We start from the raw sequence: 22,812 nt of genomic DNA on the forward strand, positions 1-22,812 counted from the left end.
ACGGCCGCCTGAACGAGCGTCCATTACCCCGCGCGGCGTCGCCGGTGCGGCCCCTCCCGCGAGGCCGGGGCCGGCGGTGAGCGGCGCCTGGGGGTGCGCACGCACCCCCGGTCAACGGCACGCACCACCCGCGCCCCCCTACGATCTGCACATGGCCGAGACAGCAGGGGTCCGCGAGGTGAAGTCCGCGGCGCGCACCGTGGAGCTGCTGGAGCTCCTCGCCGCCCGCGGCGACCGCCCGGCGCGTCTCCAGGAACTGGCGGACGAACTCGGTGTCCCGCGCAGCTCGATGTACGCCCTGCTCCAGACGCTGATCACCCGCGGCTGGGTGCGCACCGACACCACCGGCTCCCTCTACGGCATCGGGATCCGCACGCTGCTGACCGGCACCAGCTATCTGGACTCCGACCCGCGTGTGCGCCTCGTACGCCCCTACCTCGACGAGGCCTCGGAGGCACTCGGCGAGACGGTCCACCTGGCCCGCCTGGACGGATCGGACGTGGCCTACCTGGCCACCCGGGAGTCACACGAGTACCTGCGCACGATCAGCAGGGTCGGCCGCCGCCTCCCGGCCCACGCGGGCGCCCTGGGCAAGGCCCTGCTGGCGGAACGCCCGGACACCGGCCTCCCGGAGGGCCCCTACCGGTCCCTGACCCCCCACACCCACACGACCCCCGACGCCCTCTCCGCCGACCTCGCCGAGATCCGCACCCGCGGCTACTCCGTCGACCGTGAGGAAAGCGTCCTCGGCATCACCGGCTTCGGCTTCGCCCTGCGCTACGACACCCCGGCCCAGGACGCCATCAGCTGCTCGGTGCCGGTGACCCGCCTGACACCGCGGCACGAAGCGGAGATCGTGGCGGTGATGCGGGAAACCCGGAGGCGGATCGAGTCGGCGACAACGGGCGGCACGGTCGACTGGCGCTGACCGACCGCCGGGGACGGCGCCGGACAAGCGGGGCCGGACGCGCCGTAGGCGCCGTACGTCGCGGTCTAGCCGAACTCGAAGGCGTCCACCTCGGCGAGGTATCGCGCCCGCAGCTCCTCGTCGTCCTCCAGGAAGGACGCGAGGAAGGAGTTGCGGGCCAGTTCCCGCATCTGCTCCCGGGACAGACCCAGGGCGTCGCGCACGGCGTGGTAGTTGTCGGCGACGTAACCGCCGAAGTAGGCGGGGTCGTCGGAGTTGACCGTGCACAGCAGCCCAGCGTCGATCATGGCCGGAAGCGGGTGCTCGGCGAGCACGTCGACCGCGCGCAGCCGGACGTTGGACAGCGGGCACAGCGTCAGCGGGACCCGTTCACGCACCAGGCGGGCGACCAGCTCCGGGTCCTCCATGCAGCGCAGCCCGTGGTCGACGCGCTCGACGCCGAGCAGGTCCAGCGCCTCGGTGATGTACTCCGGCGGCCCCTCCTCACCGGCGTGCGCCACCCGCCGCAGCCCGAGCGCGGCCGCGGCCGCGTAGACCTCGCGGAACTTGACCGGCGGATGCCCGACCTCGGCCGAGTCCAGCCCGACACCGGTGATCCGGTCGAGGTACGGCTTCGCGGCCTCGAGGGTCGCCATCGCCGACTCGGCGGACTCGTCGCGCAGGAAGCACATGATGAGGCGGGTGGAGATCCCGTGGCTCTCGGCGCTCCGGCCGAGCGCCCGCCACAGGCCCTCCACCACCGTGCCCATGGCCACCCCCCGCGCGAGGTGCGCCTGCGGGTCGAAGAAGATCTCGGCGTGCCGCACCCCCTGCGCGGCGGCCCGCGCGAGGTACGCGTCGGCGAGGTCGTCGAAGTCCTGCTCGGTACGCAGGACGACCATCAGCTCGTAGTACAGGTTCAGGAAGGACTGCAGGTCCTCGAACTGGTAGGCCTTGCGCAGCGCGTCGATGTCCGCGTACGGCAACTCGACGCCGTTGCGGGCGGCCAGCAGGAACGCCAGTTCGGGCTCCAGGGTGCCTTCGATGTGGAGGTGCAGTTCTGCTTTCGGGAGGGGCATCAAAGCATCGTACGGCCGCTTCACCTGCGCTTCGGGAGCGGCACTCGGAGCAGGTCGTAGGCGATGGTCAGCTCGCCGTCGTATCCGGCGGCCCGGGCCTGCCGTTCGAAGGCGTCGGGGTCGGTGTAGCGCTGGCTGAAATGGGTCAGCACGAGGTGCCGTACTCGCGCGTCGCGGGCGACGGCCGCCGCCTGTCCGGCGGTCAGGTGGCCGTGTTCCGCGGCGAGTCCGGCGTCCTCGTCGAGGAAGGTCGACTCGATGACGAGCAGGTCGCAGCCCTGGGCGAGGGCGTGCACGCCGTCGCAGAGCCGGGTGTCCATGACGAACGCGAACCGCTGGCCGCGCCGCACCTCGCTGACCTGGTCGAGCGTGACGTCCCCGAGGACGCCCGCGCGCTGGAGCCGGCCGACGTCGGGGCCGCTGATGCCGTGCGCGGCGAGCCGTTCGGGCAGCATGCGGCGGCCGTCGGGCTCGGTGAGCCGGTAGCCGTACGACTCGACGGGGTGGGAGAGCCGGCGGGCCTCGAGCCGGTACGACCCGGTGACCGCGAGTTCGCCGTCCGCGTCGACCGGGGCCTCGGTGATGCCGACGGTCTCGCGGTAGGCGGTGGCGTGGCGGAGCCGGTCGAAGAAGCGCTGCCCGGAGCGTGGGAAGTGGGCGGTGACCGGGTGCGGGACCTGGTCCAGGTTGATGCGCTGGATGACGCCGGCGAGGCCGAGGGAGTGGTCGCCGTGGAAGTGGGTGACGCAGATCCGGTTCAGGTCGTGCGCGGCGACCCCGGCCCGCAGCATCTGCCGCTGGGTGCCCTCGCCCGGGTCGAAGAGGATGCCCTCGCCGTCCCAGCGCAGCAGGTAACCGTTGTGGTTGCGATGCCGGGTGGGGACCTGGCTGGCGGTGCCGAGGACCACCAGTTCACGTACGGACACGACGGGTTACCCGGGCGGCCACTGCAGGCCGCGGCCGCCGATGACGTGGGCGTGGGCGTGCCAGACGGTCTGGCCGGCGCCGCTGCCGGTGTTGAAGACGATGCGGTAGCTCTCCAGCTTGTCCTCGTCGGCGACGGCCTGGGCCTCCCGCAGTATGTCGGCGGCGATCACGGGTTCGCCCGCGGCGAGCTCGGCCGCGTTCCGGTAGTGCACCCTGGGGATCACCAGGACATGGGTGGGAGCCTGGGGGTTGATGTCCCGGAAGGCGACGGTGGTGTCCGTCTCCCGGACGATCGTGGCGGGGACATGCCCCGCGACGATCTTGCAGAACAGGCAGTCGTCCTGGGGTTCCCCTGCCACGTCTTCTCCTTGCCCGGTGATCAGTTCCGGGGGCATCGTATCGCCGTCGGGTATAGGTCCGGCGGGGGCCGGTCGCGCCCACGCGGCGCAGCCGCGTACCGGCACGGCCCCACGCCCCTAAGCGCCCGGCAGAGTGGGCGGTGTCTTCGCCGGAGCCGTCTCCAGGGCCTCCAGCGCTATCCGCACCGCCTCGTCCAGCTGGGGGTCTCTCCCCGCGCCCCAGTCCTGCGGTGTCTGTACGACCTCCACGTCCGGGTCGACGCCGTGGTTCTCCACGCCCCAGCCGTAGCCCTCCAGCCAGAACGCGTACTTCGGCTGGGTGACCAGCGTGTCGTCGACCAGGCGGTAGCGGCTGTCGATACCGATCACGCCGCCCCATGTGCGGGTGCCGACCACCGGGCCGATGCCCAGCGCCTTGATCGCCGCGTTGACGATGTCGCCGTCCGAACCGGAGAACTCGTTGGCGACGACCACGACCGGCCCCCGGGGCGCGTCCCTCGGGTAGCTGAACGGCCGCATCCCGCGCGGCAGGTCCCAGCCGACGATCCGCCGGGCCAGCTTCTCCACGACCAGTTGGGAGGTGTGCCCGCCGCGGTTCTCGCGGACGTCCACGACGATGCCCTCGCGCGCCATCTCCACGCTCAGGTCGCGGTGGATCTGCGCCCAGCCGGGCGCCTGCATGTCGGGGACGTGGAGGTAGCCGAGACGGCCGGCGGACAGCTCGTGCACGCGGGCCCGCCGGCCGGCCACCCACGCGTGGTACCGCAGCGGCTCCTCGTCCGCGACCGGCACGACCACCGGGTACCGCAACTCACCGCCGCCCGCCGGGGACACGGTCAGTTCGACCGCCTTGCCGGCCGTGCCGACGAGGAGCGGGCCGGGGCCGGTCACCGGGTCGACGGGGCGGCCCGCGACGGCCACGATCGCGTCACCGGGGCGTACCGCGGCGCCGGGGGCGGCGAGCGGGGAGCGGGCGCCGGGGTCGGAGGTCTCGGCGGGCAGGATCCGGTCGATGCGCCAACTGCCGTCGTCGTGGCGGGAGATGTCGGCGCCGAGCAGGCCCTGGCGGGCGCCGTGGCCGTGGCCGCCGCGCGGGGTGACGTAGGCGTGCGAGGTGCCGAGTTCGCCCTGGACCTCCCAGAGCAGGTCGACGAGGTCGTCGTGGGTGGCGACCCGGTCGACGAGCGGGCGGTAGCGGTCGAGGACGCCGTTCCAGTCGACGCCGCCGAGGTCGGGCCGCCAGAACTGGTCGCGCATGATGCGACCCGTCTCGTCGAACATCTGCCGCCACTCGGCGGCCGGGTCGACGGTCTGCCGGATCCGGGAGAGGTCGACGGTGATGTTGGTGTCGCTGTCGTCGTCGCCCGAGGCGCGGCGGTCGCTGGGTACGACCTTGAGCTTGCCGTCGGCCCACAGCAGGACGCGTTTGCCGTCGCCGCTGACCTCGAAGTGGTCGGCGTCGGAGGCGAGGTACTCGATGCGCTGCTGGGCGAGGTCGTAGCGCTCCAGCTCCGTCTTGGGCGCCGGGTCCTCGGGGTGGGCGCGGGAGGCGCCGAGCACGCCGCGCACCGGATGGCGCAGCCAGAGCACGCCGTCCTTGGCGGCACGGAGCGTGGAGTAGCGGCCGGCCTCGACGGGGAAGGGCACGATCCGGTCGGCGAGGCCCTCCAGGTCGATGCGGGTCGCGGGGGTGCCCTCGGCGTCCGGGGTCTCGTCCTTGTCGGGGGTCTCGAAGGGGCGGCCGTGCCGCTGCGGGCCGAACGGCGAGGGGGTGGTGGCCGCGAGGGTGATCAGGTGCGGGCGGTCGCCGACCACGAACGCCAGGTCGAAGACGTGCTCGTCGTAGACCGGGTCGAAGGAGCGGGTGGAGAGGAAGGCGAGGTGTTTGCCGTCGCGGGTGAAGGCCGGGTCGTAGTCCCGGAACCGCAGCGGGGTCGCCTCGGTGACGGTGAGGTCGGTGGTGTGGGCGATGCGGAGCTGGCAGAGCCCGCCGGCGCCGGGGTGGGACCAGGCGAGCCAGCCGGAGTCGGGCGAGAAGGCCAGCCCGGAGACGTCGCCGTCCTCGCTGCGGTCGACCTCGCGGACCTCGCCCGTCTCCCGCTCGACGAGGAGCAGCCGTCCGTCGTGGGCGGCGACGGCGACCCGGCCGCCGTCGGGGGCGACGGCGAGGTCCAGGACCCGGCCGAGCTGTCCGGCGGCGATCCGGCGCGGCGTGCTGCCGGGCGCGAGCCCGGTCGCGGGGGCGAACTCCAGGGCGTCGTCGCCCTCGGCGTCCGTCACCCACACCACCCATTCCTCCGTGTCCACGCGGAAGGTCACGGGCAGCCGGGCCCGCACCCCGGGCTGGGCGAGGAGCGCACGCGCCGGGCCGGAGCGGTGGGTCACCCAGTGCACGCCGCCGCGTACGAGGACGGCGCTGCCGCGCGCGGTGTGGTCGGGCGAGGCGTGGGAGAACCAGCGGGCCGCGTTGACCGGGTACGGCTGCCGGTCCACCCGGGACCCGCCGAGCCGGATGTCCAGGCGGCGCGGCTCGGCGCCCTCCAGGTCGTCCAGCAGCCAGAGCTCCCCGGCCGAGGCGTAGACGACGCGGGTGCCGTCGCCGGACGCGTGCCGGGCGTAGAAACCTCCCCCACTCTCGGCTTCGCTCGAGCGGGAGGTGCCCCCATGCGGGGTGTGCCGGCGCAGGTCGGAGCCGTCGGCCAGGGAGGAGTACAGCGCGCCGGTGCCCTCGTGGTCGGAGAGGAAGGCGATCCGGTCGCCGGCCCACACGGGGTACTCCAGGTTCCCGTCCAGCTCCGCGTGCAGCCGTACGAACTCCCCGGCGCCCTCCCGGTCGATCCACAGCTTGCCCGCCGTACCGCCCCGGTACCGCTTCCACCAGGCCGCCTCCCGCCCCATCGGCGCGGACAGCAGCACGGTGTGCGGACCGGGGGCGACATGGCCGACCGGGCCGTACGGCAGGACGGTGGACGGGCCGCCGTCGAGCGGGACGGTGCGCGCCCAGCTGCGCCGGAGGCTGGCCTGGCCGTAGGTGGAGATCGCGAGGACCTGCCCGTCGGCGGTCCAGCCGCGCACCTGGGTACGGTGACTCCCCCAGTGCGTCAGACGGGTGGCGGAGCCGCCGTCGACGGGGGCGAGGTGGATCTCGGGGGCGCCGTCGCGGGTGGAGGTCCAGGCGACCATGGTGCCGTCGGGCGAGATGCGCGGCAGGGTCACGGGGACGTTGTCGGCGCTGACCCGCCAGGCCCGGCCGCCGTCCAGAGGCGCGAGCCACACGTCGTCCTCGGCGGTGAAGGCGACCAGATCGCCGTGGACGTGCGGAAATCGGAGGTAGGACCGCGGTCCTGTCGCTGCACCCTGAGTCACTCGCTCAGCCTATGCATCGCGGCGTGTTTCCGGAGGCCCATTTCGATCACTTGCCCTGCACCGGCCAGCACGTGGGGTCGCCCTGGCACCAGATGGTCTTCGTGACCGTCACGGTGGGGCCGGGCCGCTGCCCGTAGGTGGGCGGCCGGTAGGTGCCGTACGTCGGTCCGGGCGTGGCGTCGCAGTTGCCCAGTCCGGTCACCCGGAACCACTCCTTGCCGCCCACCTTGGCCACGAGGTTCCCGCGCACACAGGCCCCGCTGACGGCCTTGGTCACCCTGCCGGTGACGGTGATGCTCCGGCCGTCCTTGGTCCGGCCCTGGCAGTCGACGGAGACGACGCCGGTCTCGTCGGCCGACGGCGCCTTCGTGCTGTTCGCGCTGTTCGTTCCGCTCGCGCCCTTGGTGGTCTTCGTGGTCTTCGTCGAGGAGCCCGACGAGCCGGAGTTGCCGGTGCAGGTGAGCCAACTGACGTCGACGTGCTGGCGTTCCAGCTCGACGGTGGCGGTCCGGTCGGTGGTGTAGGCGACCGTCGCGGTGTTCAGGCCGCTCGGCTGACACGCCGCCACACCACCCACGGCGATCACCGCGAGCCCTGCCACGGCCGCCACCCTGGTCCCGCGCGGCCGGCCCCAAATCCGCCTCAATGCCCCCATGGAGGGCAGCCTGCCACCGTCCCGCCCGTGACGGTAGGGGACATACGGCCACTCACGTGTTCGGAGAGGTCCCCCGTGCCGGTGGCCCGCCCCTCGGGCCCCTCAGGCGCGCGGCAGCAGCCACTCCTGCAGCTCCACCAGGTTGCCCTCGGGGTCCTTGAGGTGGGCGGCCCGCATGCGTTCCGTCATCGGCGCCGGTCCGTGCACCAGGACCGCGCCGCGCGCGACGATCCGCTCGCAGCAGACGTCGAGGTCGTCGGGGCGCAGCACCACCAGCGAACGGTGCCCGCTCGCCGTGTCCCCCAACTCGCCCAGTGTCGCGGCCATCGTCGTCCGCTCCTGCAGGGCGATCCCCGCCGACCCGGCCTGCGGGCTGAACTTCTCGTACGGCCCCTCGCTCGCCCCCGACTGCGGGTTCAGCCCGAGCACCTCCGCGTAGAACCGGTAACAGGCGGCGAAGTCGGTGACCAGGAGCCGGACTTGGGTGAGTTCCACGGCGTGTCCCCCAGGGTGTGGTGCGGGTCAGGACCACCGGCCGGTGCGGCCGAGCAGCAGCGCCGCGGCCACCGTTCCGGCGGTCGAAGTCCGCATCACGGTAGGCCCCAGCGTGTACGCCTTCGCCCCCGCCTCCTCGAACAGCGCCACCTCGTCCCGGGCGATGCCCCCTTCGGGCCCGACGACCAGCACGATCTCGCCCTCGGCGGGCAGCCGGGCGCCCGCCAGCGGCTCGCTGCCGTGCTCGAAGTCGGAGTGCAGCACGGCGGCGAGGTCGGCTTTGGCGAGAAGCGTCGCAACCTGTCTGGTGCTCACCGCGTCGCCCACCTCCGGGAACCGCACCCGGCGGGACTGCTTGCCGGCCTCGCGGGCGGTGGCGCGCCACTTGGCCAGCGACTTCAGCCCCCGCTCGCCCCGCCACTGGGTGATGCAGCGGGCGGCCTGCCAGGGCACGATCACGTCGACGCCGACCTCGGTCATGGTCTCCACGGCGACCTCCCCGCGGTCCCCCTTGGGAAGGGCCTGCACCACGGTGATCCGGGGCTGCGGCACAGGCTCCTCGTGGACACTCGCCAGTTCCGTCACCACCAGCCGGTCCTTGCCCTTGGCGGCCCGCACGACCCCCTCCGCCCAGCGCCCGCGCCCGTCGGTGAGGACGACGTCCTCGCCGGGCCGCAGCCGCTTCACGGAGACGGCGTGCCGCCCCTCGGGGCCGTCCAGGACGACCTCGCCACCCAAGGAGCCGGGCACCACCAGCGGATCGAGCACGAACACCGGAGCAGTCATCGTCGCTCGTCCTCCCCGTCGGCCGACTTGGTCGACAACGCTGTCGACGCCACGGCGAGTTCCTCGGCGAGGATCTCCACCAGCTGCCCGGCGGCCAGCTCACGGGCCATCCGGTGCCCCTGCCCGGCCCACAGGGCCATGCCCTGCGCGTCCCCGGCCTTGGCGGCGGCCTTGCGCAGCGGGGAGGTGAGGTGGTGGACCTCCGGGTAGGCGGCGGGCGCGTACGGGCCGTGTTCGCGCATGAACCGGTTGACCAGGCCGCGGGCGGGCCGCCCGGTGAACGCCCGGGTCAGCGCGGTCCTGGTGAACAGCGGGTCGGTGAGCGCCCGCTTGTGCAGGCCGGCGGCGCCGGATTCCGGGGTGGCCAGGAAGGCCGTCCCCAGCTGCGCGGCGCTCGCCCCCGCCGCCAGCACGGCCGCGATCTGGCTGCCGCGCATGAGTCCGCCGGCGGCGACGACGGGAATCCCCACGGCCTCCCGGATCTGGGCGACCAGCGACAGCAGCCCGATCTCCGACCCGTCGTTCTCCGGTACGTCCCGGTGGGTGCCCTGGTGTCCGCCGGCCTCCACGCCCTGCGCGATCACCGCGTCGGCCCCGGCCCGCTCCACGGCGAGGGCCTCCTCGACGGTGGTGGCGGTGACCAGCGTGAGCGTCCCGGCACGCCGCAGGGAGTCCAGCACATCCCGCGTCGGCACCCCGAAGTGGAACGAGGCCGCGGCCACCGGGTTGTCCAACAGCACGGCCAGCTTGGCCTCGTACCCGTCGTCGCGGCCGCTGTCCGGGTCGCCGAGTTCGGTCTCGTACCAAGCGGCCTCACCGGCCAGCTGATGCGCGTACACCTCCACGGCCCCGGACTCGGCGAACTCCGGCTGCGGCATGAAGAGATTCACGCCGAAGGGACGCCCGGTGAGCCCCCGCAGTTGCTTGATCTCCTGGTACATCCCGTCGGCGGTCTTGTACCCGGCGGCGAGGAACCCCAGCCCGCCCGCCTCGGACACGGCGGCGGCGAGCTGCGGGACGGAGATCCCGCCCGCCATGGGGGCCTGCACGATCGGAATGGGGAAGAGATCGGTCAGTGCGGAGGACATGACGGCATGTTGTCACGTCCTCCGGACAAGACCGAATCGGGCCGCCCCTTTGGCACATGCCAGAAATCTCCCCACCCCGGACCTCACCGGAGGCACGACCTGACCTCCCGACCGACCGAATCGCGGGGCACGGGCTCGCCTCCCGCCCGGCCGAATCGCGGGGCACGGGCTCGCCTCCCGACCGGCCGGATCACGGGGCACGGGCTCGCCTCCCGACCGGCCGGATCACGGGGCACGGGCTCGCCTCCCGACCGGCCGAATCGCGGGGCACGGGGCCGGCTCCGACCCCACCGGATCGCGGGAGCGCGGGCTCGGCTCCCCGCCGACCGGTCAGCGGGAGGGGCGGCGCTTCCCGGGCGACCGAGTCGCGGGGCGGCCTCGCACTCTCGACCGACCGAGTCGGGTGGTGGGTGGGCGAAGGTGCCGGGGGTCCAGGGGGCGGAGCCCCCTGGCGGGGTCGAAGGGGCGGAGCCCCTTCACGGCACGCCCCGCCGGGGGCACCCGCTCAACGCCCGTTGAACGCGTCCTTCAGCCGGCTGAACAACCCTTGCTGACCGGGCTGGAACTGCCCCTGCGGCCGCTCCTCCCCGCGCAGCTTCGCCAGCTCCCGCAGCAACCGCTCCTGCTCCGGGTCCAGCTTCGTCGGCGTCGTCACCTCGACATGCACGATGAGGTCACCCCGGCCCCCGCCCCGCAGATGCGTGACCCCGCGCCCGTGCAGCGGAATCGACTGCCCGGACTGGGTGCCGGGCCGGATGTCGACCTCCTCCATCCCGTCCAGCGTCTCCAGCGGCACCTTCGTACCGAGCGACGCGGCCGTCATCGGAAGCGTCACCGTGCAGTGCAGGTCGTCCCCGCGCCGCTGGAACGTGGAGTGCGGCAGCTCGTGGATCTCGACGTACAGGTCACCGGCGGGACCGCCGCCGGGGCCGACCTCGCCCTCACCGGCGAGCTGGATCCGCGTGCCGTTGTCGACACCGGCCGGGATCTTCACCGTCAGTGTCCGCCGCGACCGCACCCGCCCGTCGCCGGCGCACTCGGGGCACGGCGTCGGCACGACGGTCCCGAACCCCTGGCACTGCGGGCAGGGCCGGGAGGTCATGACCTGGCCGAGGAAGGACCGCGTCACCTGCGACACCTCACCACGGCCCCGGCACATGTCACACGTCTGGGCGGAGGTGCCCGGCGCCGCGCCCTCACCGTTGCAGGTGTTGCAGACGATCGCCGTGTCGACCTGGATGTCCTTGGTCGTGCCGAAGGCCGCCTCGTCGAGCTCGACCTCGATCCGGATCATCGCGTCCTGGCCGCGCCGCGTACGCGACCTCGGCCCGCGCTGGGACGCCGTACCGAAGAACGCGTCCATGATGTCCGAGAAGTTCCCGAACCCACCGGCCCCGAAGCCCCCGGCCCCCGCGCCGCCGCTCTGCGAGAGCGGGTCCCCGCCGAGGTCGTAGACCTGCTTCTTCTGCGGGTCGGAGAGCACCTCGTAGGCGGCGTTGATCTCCTTGAACCGCTCCTGGGTCTTCGGATCCGGATTGACGTCCGGGTGCAGCTCGCGTGCGAGCCGACGGAAGGCCTTCTTGATCTCTTCCTGCGACGCGTCGCGGCGCACGCCGAGAACGGCGTAGTAGTCCGTGGCCACTTACGACTCCGCCAGGATCTGTCCGACGTACCGTGCCACCGCTCGTACCGCTCCCATCGTTCCCGGGTAATCCATGCGGGTCGGTCCGACCACGCCGAGTTTGGCGACTGCCTCGCCGCCCGAACCGTAGCCGACCGACACCACGGACGTTGAGTTGAGTCCCTCGTAGGCGTTCTCGTGACCGATGCGTACGGTCATGCCCGAATCCCCCGCCTCGCCCAGGAGTTTGAGGAGGACGACGTGCTCCTCCAGGGCCTCCAGGACGGGCCGGATGGTGAGGGGAAAGTCATGTCCGAAGCGGGTGAGATTGGCGGTGCCGCCGATCATCAGCCGCTCCTCGTTCTCCTCGACGAGCGTCTCCAGCAGCGTGGAGAGCACCGCCGAGACCGCGCCGCGGTCCTCGACCTCGAAGGCCTCCGGCAGGTCCTCCACCAGCCGGGGCACGTCCGCGAACCGGCGCCCCGCGACCCTGCTGTTCAGCCGGGCCCGCAGATCCGCCAGAGACGTTTCCCCGAAGGGTGCCGGGCAGTCGACCATCCGCTGCTCGACCCGCCCGGTGTCGGTGATCAGCACCAGCATCAGCCGGGCCGGGGCCAGCGCGAGCAGTTCAACGTGGCGCACGGTCGACCGCGTCAGCGACGGATACTGCACGACCGCCACCTGCCGCGTCAGCTGGGCCAGCAGCCGCACGGTCCGCGCCACCACGTCGTCGAGGTCGACGGCGCCGTCGAGGAAGTTCTGGATGGCCCGCCGCTCGGGCGCGCTCATCGGTTTGACACCGGCCAGCTTGTCGACGAACAGCCGGTAGCCCTTGTCGGTGGGGATCCGCCCCGCGCTGGTGTGCGGCTGGGCGATGTATCCCTCGTCCTCCAGGGCGGCCATGTCGTTGCGTACGGTCGCCGGGGAGACCCCGAGGTTGTGCCGTTCGGTCAGCGCCTTCGACCCGACCGGCTCCTCGGTGCCGACGTAGTCCTGGACGATGGCGCGCAATACCTGAAGCCTGCGTTCACTCAGCATCCGGCGCCACACCTCCAGAAAGTCGTCCCGCGGCCTTTCGGGTCCTTCGGGTCCTTCGCGTCTTTCGTCTGGCACTCTGTGAGCGCGAGTGCCAGCGTCCCCGGCCCAGTGTACGGCCGTGGGGTACTGACTGGGCAAGGTCGGTCGGGACTCATGGCGTTCTACGGCTAGCGTCGCGGCATGACGGTGACTTGGGAAGAGCTGGGCTGGGAGCGGGTGGCCGACGGGGTCGGCCGGTGCCGGCTGCCGGTCTGGGACTGCACGGCGGCTCTGGTGCTCGGCGCGGGCACTGTCCTGATGGTGGACGCCGGGTCGAGCCTGGCGGAGGGCGCACGGCTGCGGGTGGAGGCACAGGCGCTGGCCGACCACCGTGTGACTCATCTCGCGCTCACCCACCCCCACTTCGACCACGTCTTCGGGGCGGCCGCCTTCGCGGGCGCGGACCTGTACGCGGCGGTGGGCACGGAGGCCGTCCTCGCGTACGACCGCGAGGAGCTCCGCCTGGACGCGGTCCGGTGCGGCCTTCCCGCCCCCGAGGCCGAGGAGGCGGCCGACGCCCTCCCCCTCCCGCGGCACCTGGTCTCCGGCGAGTGGACCCTCGACCTGGGTGACGGCCGTCAGGCCCTGCTGGCCAACGTGGGCCCCGGCCACACCCCCCACGACCTCGCGGTCCTGGTCCCCGGCGACCCGGAGGTGGTGTTCTGCGGCGACCTGGTGGAGGAGTCCGGCGACCCGCAGGCCGGCCCGGACGCCGTACCGTCCCGGTGGCCCGCGGCCCTGGACCGCCTGCTCTCGCTGGGCGGCGAGAACGCCCTGTACGTGCCGGGTCACGGAGCGGTGGTCGACGCGGCGTTCGTCAGGGCCCAGCGCGACGCCCTGGCGGCCCGTTTCGGCGTGTCGTAGGCGCGCCGAAGCGGCTTCTCCTATCGTCATCCGAATGCGCCAGTACTCCGCCGACCTGACCCCGCCGTGGAAGAAGCCGAAGCCGGTGCCGGAGGTGGCCGCCGAGCCCGGTCTGGTGGTGGAGGAGCCCGGTACCGGTTTCTGCGGCGCGGTGATCCGGTGCGAGGCGGGCACGGTCACCCTGGAGGACCGGTTCGGCAAGCACCGCGTCTTCCCGCTGGAGCCGCGCGGCTTCCTCCTGGAGGGCCGGGTGGTCACCCTCGTACGCCCCGCGTCCGGGGGACCGGCACGCCCCTCCCGTACCGCTTCCGGTTCGGTCGCCGTCCCCGGGGCACGCGCGCGTGTCGCCCGCGCGGGCCGCATCTACGTGGAGGGCCGCCACGACGCGGAACTGGTCGAGAAGGTCTGGGGCGACGACCTGCGCATCGAGGGCGTGGTGGTGGAGTACCTGGAGGGCGTCGACGACCTCCCCGCCATCGTGACCGAGTTCGCCCCCGGCCCCGACGCCCGCCTGGGCGTCCTCGTCGACCATCTGCTCCCCGGCACCAAGGAGTGGCGCATCGCCCAGTCGGTCACCAGCGACCACGCCCTGGTCGTCGGCCACCCGTACATCGACATCTGGGAGGCGGTGAAGCCGTCGTCCCTGGGTATCGGGGCGTGGCCCCGCGTCCCGCACGGCCAGGACTGGAAGACGGGCGTCTGCCGTGCCCTCGGCTGGCCCACGGACAACACGGGCGCGGTGTGGCAGGCGATCCTCGCGCGCGTGGGCTCCTACAAGGACCTGGAACCGGAGCTGCTGGGGCGGGTGGAGGAACTGATCGACTTCGTCACGGGTAGCGGTGGGGCCTGACGCCGGGAAAGGTTCCGAAGTCGCTCGTGTCCAGTTCGGCTCCGAGCACTTCCAGCATCACCGGGTCCCCGAACTTGGTGATCTGTTGCGTCAGATAGTTCGCGTCCTCGCCTTGGCCCTCAGGCCTGGTCAGCAGGACACACTGCGCCATGATCGGGTCGAGAACGAGATATGCAGGCACCTTGCCCGCCGCGTAAATCGACCTTTTGACCACGTAATCCTGATGAACACTGGACTTGGAGACGACCTCGACAACCATGGTGACCAGCTGGGACGGCAGCAACCGTCCCGAGTCGGGGAGCAGACCCCGCTCGACTACCACCAGGTCCGGCACCGGTTCGCTGGCCTCATTCAGGATGTCGACGTCCTGAGTCTGAAGGCGGGACCACCGCGATCGCGGAATCTGATCCTGCACATCAGCGACGATCATGTTGTGCACGATGTCAGGGCTGGCCATCATCACGACTACCCCCCGGAGAAGCTCGACTTTGACGCCCTCGGGAGGCTCGAACTCCTCGAAGAACTTCGTGATCCCGCGCTCGTCCACAGCGGTCATCTCCGTGACCCTCCGGTTTCTGCCGCCGTCAGCTACGGTGGCAGCCTACGAACCAGGTTAGGGATCGAACCGTCGTTTCGTGGTGATTCACTCGCCAGAGTGATCAGTCCACCAGATCCCTGACCACCGCATCCGCCAGCAGCCGCCCCCGCAGCGTCAGCACGGCCCGCCCCTCGTCGTACGGCCCCTCCTCCAGGAGCCCCTCCCCCAGCGCCCGCCGCGAGGCCTTCAGCCCCTCCTCCTTCAGCAGGGCCAGCGGCACCCCCTCCCGCAGCCGCAGCTCCAGCAGGATCCGCTCCACCCGCCGGTCCTCGTCCGACAGGACCTCGCGCCCGGCCCCCGGCGACCGCCCCGACGCCAGCGCCGCCGCGTACGCCCCCGGGTGTTTCACGTTCCACCACCGCACGCCCCCCACGTGCGAGTGCGCCCCCGGCCCTGCGCCCCACCAGTCCGCGCCCCGCCAGTACAGCTCGTTGTGCAGACAGCGGCCCGCCGGTGAGGTGGCCCAGTTGGACACCTCGTACCAGTCGAAACCCGCCCCCGCCAGCACCGAGTCGGCGATCAGGTAGCGGTCGGCGTGGACGTCGTCGTCGGTCATCGGGACCTCGCCACGGCGGATCCGACGGGCCAGCCCGGTGCCCTCCTCGACGATCAGAGCGTACGCCGACACGTGGTCGGGCCCGGCACCGATCGCCGCGTCCAGGGAGGCCCGCCAGTCGTCGTCCGACTCGCCCGGGGTGCCGTAGATCAGGTCGAGGTTCACGTGCTCGAAGCCGGCCGCGCGGGCCTCCGCCACGCACGCCTCGGGGCGCCCGGGGGTGTGGGTGCGGTCGAGGACCCGCAGCACGTGCTGCCGCGCGCTCTGCATGCCGAAGGAGATCCGGTTGAAGCCGCCCTCGCGCAGGGCCGCCAGGTAGGCCGGGTCGACGGACTCCGGGTTCGCCTCCGTGGTGACCTCCGCGTCGGCGGCCAGCCCGAACTCGTCGCGGATCGCGTGCAGCATCCGTACGAGATCGGCGGCGGCCAGCAGCGTCGGCGTACCGCCCCCGACGAACACGGTCCGCACCTCGCGCGGATCATCGCCCAGGACCTTCCTCGCCAGCCTGACCTCGTCGGTCAACGTGTCCGCGTAGTTGTCGCGGGAGGCGAGGACGCCGCCGGTGCCGCGCAGCTCGGTCGCCGTGTAGGTGTTGAAGTCGCAGTAGCCGCAGCGGGTCGCGCAGTAGGGGACGTGCAGGTAGAAGCCGAGGGGGCGGGCGGCGGCACCGGCGAGCGCGGACGCGGGGAGCGCGCCGTGGTCGGGGACGGGCTCGCCGTCGGGGAGTGCGGAAGGCATGTCCTCCATTGTCCCGCACCCCGCCGTCCACTCCGCGCGGTTCGCCCTCAGCCCCCTCCGCTCCACCCGCCGCTTCACTCGCCGCTCACCTCCGCGCGGCTCACTCCGCCTGGAGCACCAGCAGCGCCAGATCGTCCTCTGGCTGGCCGCCGCCGAACTCGTGGACGAGCCGGCTGATCCGCTCGGCGATCAGCTCGGCGCTCAGCCCCGCGCAGCCGGCCAGCGCCCGCGCGAGCCCGTCGCCGTCGTCGAACTGGGCGGAGCCGGAGCGCCGCTCGGTGACCCCGTCGGTCACGCACAGCAGGCTGGCGCCGGGCGTCAGCTCGATGGTCTCGCTGGTGTACGTCTCGTCCTCCACGACCCCGAGGAGGGTCTGCGGGCGGGCGGCGGTGCGGACCTCGCCGTCGGGGCCGAGCAGCAGCGGCAGCGGGTGCCCGGCGGAGGCGAGGGTGCAGCGGACGCCGCCGCCGTCGAGGGGGATGAGTTCGCCATAGAGGAGGGAGAGGAAACGGGTCTGCGGGCCGTCGCCGGGCGGTACGGGGCGGCCGCCGCCGGCGACCAGGGCGCGGGCGGCGGCGTCGGCGGCCTCGGTGGCGTCGTCGAGGAGGAGCTGGTTGAGCCGGTCGAGGACGTCGGCGACCCGGTACCCCTCGCGGGCCAGGAGCCGCAGCCAGGGCCGGGCGAGACCGATGACGACGGCGGCCTCGGGACCCTTGCCCTGGACGTCGCCGACGGCGAAGCACCAGCGGCCGTCGCCGGCCGGGAAGAGGTCGTAGAAGTCGCCGCTGGGGCCACCCTTGTCGCAGGGTTCGTAGACGAGCGCGCTGCGCACGCCCGGGATCTCCGCGACCGCGCCGGGCAGCAGCCCGCGCTGGAGGACGGCGCTGATGGTGGCCTGGCGGGCGTACTGGCGGGCCGCGCCGATGGCGAGGGCGACCCGGCGGCCGAAGTCCTCCACGAGCCCCGTGATCTCGTCGGGGATGCCGTCCGGGCCGGACCGTCCGATGACGAGCGTGCCGAGCGGGCGGCCGCCCGCGATCAGCCGGTAGGCGAGCGCCGCGCCGAGGACACCCTGCGGGCCGAGCGCCGAACCGGGCCAGGGATACGGCTCGGGCCCGGACCGTAACCCGCCGCGCGCGCACGGCGGGTCCTTCTCCAGGGCGTCACGCAGTTCCTCGACGCGGTTCTCGCTGCCGTGCCAGACCCGGGCCAGCCGCGGGCCGCCCGCACCGGCCGGGTCGCCCCAGCCGCCGCCGCGGCCGGTCGCCTCGTCCTCCAGCCACACCGCGCACCAGTCGGCGAGCCGCGGCACGATCAGCTGGCCGGTGAGCGCGGCCACCAGGTTCTCGTCGAGCTGTCCGGCGAGCAGGTCGGAGGCCTCGGCGAGGAAGGACAGCGCACCCCGGTTGAGCCAGTCCCGGTCGCGCTCGGGGCGATGCGAGCATCCGGCGCCCTCCGCGGCGGCCGAGTCCGCGTGCGGGAACGGTTCCGCGTGCGGGGACAGGGACGAGGGCAGCTCGGGCGCGAGGATCTCGGCGACCTTCAGCTGCTGCTCGTCGGGAAGCATGCCGCCCCGGCCGGTCAGCCGCGCCCACACCGACTTCGCGCCGGTACGGTACGTCACCCCCCAGGACTCCGCCAGCGAGGCGACCAGACGCAGCCCCCGCCCGAACTCCGGTGTCTCGTAAGGCGTCTCGCCCGCGTGGTCGCGAGGCGCGCGGGAGGGATGGTGGTCGGTGACCGCGACGAGGAACGCCGTCTCCGTCCCCTCCTCCAGCCACCAGTCCACCTCGATGTCCGTCCCGGCGTGCACGACGGCGTTGGTGACAAGCTCGCTGACGACGACCAAGGCGTCCTCGGCGACCCGTTGCTGCTCCGGGAAGAGGAGTCCGCAGGCGGTCCACTCGTCGAGTGAGGCACGCACCAGGAGGCGAGCGGAACGGGCCGCCAGAGGGTTTCCGAGCAGGGACGCGCTCCCCTGCGCGCGCGGGCCCGCGGTGTCGGACGCGGGCGCCGCGTCGTGCGAAGTCACCGCACAGACCCGGGAAACGGTCTCCCGTGGCGTGGATATGGCCCCCATGTCCGGCTCCCCGAGCAGTTCGGACGAATACATCCCGATCGATGCGGACAGGGTGACAGACCGGCTGCGCTCATAAGCACCGAGTTACGAAAGTGGGCCGTCATGAGTGACAACAGTGCTAGGCGCGTGCTCGAAGACGGACAGAAACCGCAACAACTCCGAGCATCCGAAACGCACCCTCTGCTCACCGCGATGACCGCTGCCCGGAACGGGAACCGGCGGGATCACGGGGCCACGTCAATTCACTTCGGCACCGAGGCGTACGGCGCACGAAAGGGGGCCCGGTGTCGCCACGGCCGCCTGATCGAATGACCGTGGGGGGACGACAGACGCTTACCGGAGGGAGCGGCGACCCCTGCCGAGGGCCTTTCAGCCCTGGATGCTGCGGGCAAAGGCCTCTCGGCGTAGCAATGCTAAGAAAAGAAGCCGGGAACCGGGGCGGCTGCTAAACAGAGCTCAGCGGCCCGACCAAACGGGCGCGGGGAACCGCGCGACAAGCCACGCCGAACCCGCGGCCGCCACGCAGTCCCCCGCCCACCGCTAGCCTTCGCGCGTCCCCGCGTACATCTCGTCGATGAGGTGCTTGTACTCCCGCTCCACAACCGGCCTCTTCAGCTTCAGGCTCGGCGTGATCTCCCCGTGCTCCACATCGAGATCCCGGGGCAGCAGCCGGAACTTCTTGATGGTCTGCCACCGCTGCAGCCCTTCGTTGAGCTGCTTGACGTACCCGTCGACCATCTCCACGGTCGCCGGCGCGGCCACCACATCGGCGTAGGACCTGCCGTCCAGGCCGTTCTCCTTGGCCCACTCCAGGATCGCGGCCTCGTCGAGGGCGATCAGCGCGGTGCAGAAGTTCCGGTCGGCGCCGTGCACGAGGATGTTGGAGACGTAGGGGCAGACCGCCTTGAACTGTCCCTCGACCTCGGCAGGCGCGATGTACTTGCCGCCGGAGGTTTTGATGAGGTCCTTCTTGCGGTCGGTGATCCGCAGATAGCCGTCGGGAGACAGTTCGCCGATGTCACCGGTGTGGAACCAGCCGTCGGCCTCCAGCACCTCCGCCGTCTTCTCGGGCAGTCCGTGGTAGCCCTGCATGATGCCGGGGCCGCGGAGCAGGATCTCCCCGTCGTCGGCGATCCGCACCTCGCAGCCGGGCAGCGGCTTGCCGACCGTGCCGGTGCGGTAGGCCTCACCGGGGTTCACGAAGGACGCGGCGGAGGACTCGGTGAGGCCGTAGCCCTCCAGGATGTGCACACCGGCGCCGGCGAAGAAGTAGCCGATCTCGGGCGCCAGCGCGGCCGACCCGGAGACGCAGGCCCGCAGCCGCCCGCCGAACGCCTCCCGCAGCTTGGAGTAGACGAGGCCGTCGGCGACCTTGTGCTTGGCGGCGAGCCCGAAGGGCGCGGTCGCGGCGCCGGTGCGCCGGAAGTTGTCCTGGGTGACCTTGGCGTACTCGCGGGCGACGTCGGCCGCCCACTGGAAGATCTTGTACTTGGCGGCGCCGCCCGCTCGGGCCTTCGCGGCGACACCGTTGTAGACCTTCTCGAAGATGCGCGGCACGGCGGCCATGTAGGTCGGCTGCACGACCGGCAGATTCTCGATGATCTTGTCGACGCGGCCGTCGACGGCGGTGACGTGACCGACCTCGATCTGACCGGAGATGAGCACCTTGCCGAAGACGTGGGCGAGCGGCAGCCACAGGTACTGCACGTCCTCGCCGCTGATCAGCCCGGTCGCGGCGATCGCCTTCGCCATGTACGACCAGTTGTCCTGCGGCAGCCGTACGCCCTTGGGGCGGCCGGTGGTACCCGAGGTGTAGATGAGGGTGGCGAGCTGGTCCTTGGTGATCGCGCCGACCCGCTCCTTGATCAGCTGGGGGTGCTGCTCCAGGTACCTGGCGCCGCGCTGCTCCAGTTCGGCGAGGGTGATCACCCAGTCGCCGGTCTCGACGCCGGCCGGGTCGATGACGACGACCTGGGTGAGCTCGGGCAGTTCGGCTCGCTTCTCGACGGCCTTGGCGAGCTGGGCCGCGTCCTCCGCGATCAGCACGCGGCTCGCGGAGTCGGACAGGATGAACGCCGACTCGTCGGCGTTGGTCTGCGGGTAGACGGTCGTGGTGGCCGCGCCCGCACACAGGATGCCGAGGTCGGCCAGGATCCACTCCACCCGGGTGGAGGAGGCGAGGGCGACCCGCTGCTCCGGCTCGATGCCGAGTTCGATGAGGCCTGCGGCGATCGCGTAGACCCGCTCGGCGGCCTGCGCCCAGCTGAGCGACTTCCAGTCGTCAGGGCCCTGACCGGAGGCCGCGGGCACCGGGTAGCGGTAGGCCTCGGCGTCCGGTGTGGCCGCCACGCGATCCAGGAAGAGGGCCGCCACGGACGGCGGTCGGTTCTCGATCAGTGTCTGTGTGTCGGTCACGACATCCTCCGGGGCCCGCGACGGTGCGGCTGGCTCAGTGCGGCTGGGGTTGACTCACGGTGGGGTTCGCGCTGGTTGTTTAACTCGCGAGTAACTAGCGAGCAGGGATCAGAGTAAGCCGCGACCGGCCTGTACGTAAGGGGCATCGGCCTGTCTGTTTCACCGCATGGTCCACGCAGAGCGACGCTACGCACGCGTAGGGGTCCGCCGCACTTTCGCCCGGCGAACCCCTGTTGTACCCGATTTACGGCCGCCACGGATTGTCGTCCGCGGTTACTTCTTGCTCTTGGCCGATCCCGTGCTGTCATCGCTGGAGAGCACCGCGATGAAGGCCTCCTGCGGAACCTCCACCGAACCCACCATCTTCATCCGCTTCTTGCCTTCCTTCTGCTTCTCCAGCAGCTTGCGCTTACGGGAGATGTCGCCGCCGTAGCACTTGGCGAGGACGTCCTTGCGGATGGCGCGGATGGTCTCGCGGGCGATCACCCGGGAGCCGATGGCGGCCTGGATGGGCACCTCGAAGGCCTGCCGCGGAATGAGCTCGCGCAGCTTGGCGACGAGCCGCACGCCGTACGCGTAGGCCGCGTCCTTGTGCGTGATCGCCGAGAACGCGTCGACCTTGTCGCCGTGCAGCAGGATGTCGACCTTGACCAGGCTGGCGGTCTGCTCACCGATGGGCTCGTAGTCCAGCGAGGCGTAGCCGCGGGTCTTCGACTTCAACTGGTCGAAGAAGTCGAAGACGATCTCCGCGAGGGGAAGCGTGTACCGGATCTCGACCCGGTCCTCGGACAGGTAGTCCATGCCGAGCAGGGTGCCGCGCCGGGTCTGGCACAGCTCCATGATCGAGCCGATGAACTCGGTCGGCGCGAGGATCGTGGCCCGTACGACGGGCTCGTACACCTCGTTGATCTTCCCCTCGGGGAACTCGCTCGGGTTGGTGACCGTGTACTCGGTCCGGTCCTCCATGACCACGCGGTAGACCACGTTCGGCGCGGTGGCGATGAGGTCGAGTCCGAACTCGCGCTCCAGCCGTTCCCGGATCACGTCCAGGTGCAGCAGGCCGAGGAAGCCGACCCGGAAGCCGAAGCCGAGCGCGGCGGAGGTCTCCGGCTCGTAGACTAGCGCGGCGTCGTTGAGCTGGAGCTTGTCGAGGGCCTCGCGCAGCTCGGGGTAGTCGGAGCCGTCCAGCGGATACAGGCCGGAGAAGACCATCGGCTTCGGGTCCTTGTAGCCGCCGAGGGCCTCGGTGGCGCCCTTGGTCTGACTGGTGACGGTGTCACCGACCTTGGACTGCCGGACGTCCTTCACACCCGTGATCAGATAACCCACCTCGCCGACACCGAGTCCGTCGGCGGACAGCATCTCCGGCGAGTTGGTGCCGATCTCCAGCAGTTCGTGGGTGGCGCCGGTCGACATCATCTTGATCCGCTCACGCTTGTTGAGCTGGCCGTCGATGACACGGACGTATGTCACGACACCGCGGTAGGAGTCGTACACCGAGTCGAAGATCATGGCGCGCGCGGGCGCGTCGGCGACACCGACCGGCGCCGGGATCTCCTTGACGACCTTGTTGAGCAGCGCGTCGACGCCTACACCGGTCTTGGCGGAGACCCGCAGCACGTCGTCCGGCTCGCAGCCGACCAGGTTCGCCAGCTCCTCGGCGAACTTCTCCGGCTGCGCGGCCGGCAGGTCGATCTTGTTGAGCACAGGGATGATCGTGAGGTCGTTCTCCATCGCCAGGTAGAGGTTTGCGAGGGTCTGCGCCTCGATCCCCTGGGCGGCGTCGACGAGGAGGACGGTCCCCTCGCAGGCCGCCAGCGACCGCGACACCTCGTAGGTGAAGTCGACGTGCCCCGGGGTGTCGATCATGTTGAGGATGTGCGTACTGCCCTGGTCCGGGCCCTCCGTGGGGGCCCAGGGCAGACGCACCGCCTGGGACTTGATCGTGATGCCGCGCTCGCGCTCGATGTCCATCCGGTCGAGGTACTGAGCACGCATCTGCCGCTGCTCGACCACGCCGGTCAGCTGGAGCATCCGGTCGGCGAGCGTGGACTTGCCGTGGTCGATGTGCGCGATGATGCAGAAATTGCGGATCAGAGCCGGGGCGGTACGGCTCGGCTCGGGCACATTGTTAGGGGTCGCGGGCACGCAGGGTCCTGTCTCTTGAGGCGCCTTATGCCTCGGGTCGGATCGATACGTAGCCTCCATGGTCCCATGGCGAGGGACCGGGGACCGGTTTGGGCCATTGTCCGGCTCGCTGGTAACGTGGGCGGCTGTGTCTCATGCCCTCTCAGCGCGAGGCACAACTTCAAGAAATCATCGGTACGGGACCTTCGCGGCCCCGCACCAGA

At 71.7% G+C, this 22,812-nt stretch carries 18 protein-coding genes; 3 read left to right on the forward strand and 15 right to left on the reverse strand.

Translation table 11 applies throughout. The features are described 5' to 3' along the window. Positions 1–151 precede the first annotated feature (151 nt). Positions 152–928 carry an IclR family transcriptional regulator gene (locus tag LQ326_RS23235; RefSeq protein ID WP_234539377.1) on the forward strand — a complete coding sequence of 259 codons (777 nt, stop codon included), beginning with the start codon at positions 152–154 and terminating at the stop codon, positions 926–928. A 65-nt stretch (positions 929–993) separates the two neighbouring features. On the opposite strand, the gene LQ326_RS23240 is transcribed toward LQ326_RS23235, so the two are convergent. From LQ326_RS23240 to hrcA, 10 genes are all read right to left on the reverse strand, one after another. Beyond that, positions 994–1,986 (reverse strand): adenosine deaminase, encoded by a 993-nt coding sequence (locus LQ326_RS23240; RefSeq protein WP_234539378.1) that lies wholly within the window; start codon positions 1,984–1,986, stop codon positions 994–996. Between the two features lie 20 nt (positions 1,987–2,006). Beyond that, positions 2,007–2,912, reverse strand: a complete 906-nt coding sequence (locus LQ326_RS23245) for a ribonuclease Z (RefSeq protein ID WP_234539379.1) — start codon at positions 2,910–2,912, stop codon at positions 2,007–2,009. 6 nt (positions 2,913–2,918) lie between these two features. After that, entirely contained in the window at positions 2,919–3,272 is a 354-nt protein-coding gene (locus tag LQ326_RS23250) for a histidine triad nucleotide-binding protein (protein ID WP_234539381.1), read from the reverse strand. Between the two features lie 117 nt (positions 3,273–3,389). Then, entirely contained in the window at positions 3,390–6,638 is a 3,249-nt protein-coding gene (locus tag LQ326_RS23255) for a S41 family peptidase (RefSeq protein ID WP_234539382.1), read from the reverse strand. Between the two features lie 46 nt (positions 6,639–6,684). Beyond that, on the reverse strand, positions 6,685–7,293 hold the full coding sequence (locus LQ326_RS23260) for a hypothetical protein (protein ID WP_234539383.1): 609 nt from the start codon (positions 7,291–7,293) through the stop codon (positions 6,685–6,687). A gap of 102 nt (positions 7,294–7,395) precedes the next feature. Next, the gene (locus LQ326_RS23265) at positions 7,396–7,788 is read right to left on the reverse strand and encodes a VOC family protein (protein WP_234539384.1); all 393 of its coding nucleotides are present in this window, start codon (positions 7,786–7,788) and stop codon (positions 7,396–7,398) included. Between the two features lie 27 nt (positions 7,789–7,815). Further along, complete coding sequence (locus LQ326_RS23270) at positions 7,816–8,574, reverse strand: 16S rRNA (uracil(1498)-N(3))-methyltransferase (RefSeq protein ID WP_234539385.1); 759 nt, start codon at positions 8,572–8,574, stop codon at positions 7,816–7,818. Continuing rightward, positions 8,571–9,662 (reverse strand): nitronate monooxygenase, encoded by a 1,092-nt coding sequence (locus tag LQ326_RS23275; RefSeq protein WP_234539386.1) that lies wholly within the window; start codon positions 9,660–9,662, stop codon positions 8,571–8,573. The genes LQ326_RS23270 and LQ326_RS23275 overlap by 4 nt, the downstream gene beginning before the upstream one ends. 505 nt (positions 9,663–10,167) lie before the next feature. Further along, positions 10,168–11,304 (reverse strand): molecular chaperone DnaJ, encoded by a 1,137-nt coding sequence (gene dnaJ, locus LQ326_RS23280; protein ID WP_234539387.1) that lies wholly within the window; start codon positions 11,302–11,304, stop codon positions 10,168–10,170. Further along, positions 11,305–12,321: a heat-inducible transcriptional repressor HrcA gene (gene hrcA / locus LQ326_RS23285; protein WP_181807191.1), complete on the reverse strand. Its 1,017-nt coding sequence runs from the start codon at positions 12,319–12,321 to the stop codon at positions 11,305–11,307. A gap of 180 nt (positions 12,322–12,501) precedes the next feature. On the opposite strand from hrcA, the gene LQ326_RS23290 reads away from it, so the two are divergent. Next, on the forward strand, positions 12,502–13,224 hold the full coding sequence (locus tag LQ326_RS23290; RefSeq protein WP_234539388.1) for an MBL fold metallo-hydrolase: 723 nt from the start codon (positions 12,502–12,504) through the stop codon (positions 13,222–13,224). A 34-nt stretch (positions 13,225–13,258) separates the two neighbouring features. Further along, positions 13,259–14,074 (forward strand): DUF3097 domain-containing protein, encoded by an 816-nt coding sequence (locus tag LQ326_RS23295; protein ID WP_234539389.1) that lies wholly within the window; start codon positions 13,259–13,261, stop codon positions 14,072–14,074. Here LQ326_RS23295 and LQ326_RS23300 read toward each other — a convergent pair. The 5 genes from LQ326_RS23300 to lepA form a co-directional block, all read right to left on the reverse strand. Next, a complete protein-coding gene (locus LQ326_RS23300) occupies positions 14,052–14,630 on the reverse strand; it encodes a Uma2 family endonuclease (RefSeq protein ID WP_234539390.1) in 579 nt (192 codons plus the stop codon). The two genes, LQ326_RS23295 and LQ326_RS23300, sit on opposite strands and share 23 nt — an antisense overlap. Before the next feature lie 103 nt (positions 14,631–14,733). After that, the gene (gene hemW, locus LQ326_RS23305; RefSeq protein ID WP_234539391.1) at positions 14,734–15,966 is read right to left on the reverse strand and encodes a radical SAM family heme chaperone HemW; all 1,233 of its coding nucleotides are present in this window, start codon (positions 15,964–15,966) and stop codon (positions 14,734–14,736) included. Positions 15,967–16,066: 100 nt separating this feature from the next. Continuing rightward, positions 16,067–18,079, reverse strand: coding sequence for a SpoIIE family protein phosphatase (locus LQ326_RS23310; RefSeq protein WP_372496928.1), 2,013 nt, complete (start codon positions 18,077–18,079; stop codon positions 16,067–16,069). A 507-nt stretch (positions 18,080–18,586) separates the two neighbouring features. After that, positions 18,587–20,461 carry an AMP-dependent synthetase/ligase gene (locus LQ326_RS23315; RefSeq protein ID WP_234539393.1) on the reverse strand — a complete coding sequence of 625 codons (1,875 nt, stop codon included), beginning with the start codon at positions 20,459–20,461 and terminating at the stop codon, positions 18,587–18,589. Between the two features lie 273 nt (positions 20,462–20,734). Continuing rightward, positions 20,735–22,609, reverse strand: coding sequence for a translation elongation factor 4 (gene lepA, locus LQ326_RS23320; protein WP_234539395.1), 1,875 nt, complete (start codon positions 22,607–22,609; stop codon positions 20,735–20,737). Positions 22,610–22,812: the final 203 nt, after the last annotated feature.

The organism is Streptomyces shenzhenensis (assembly GCF_021462265.1).
Taxonomy (GTDB): Bacteria; Actinomycetota; Actinomycetes; order Streptomycetales; family Streptomycetaceae; genus Streptomyces; species Streptomyces shenzhenensis.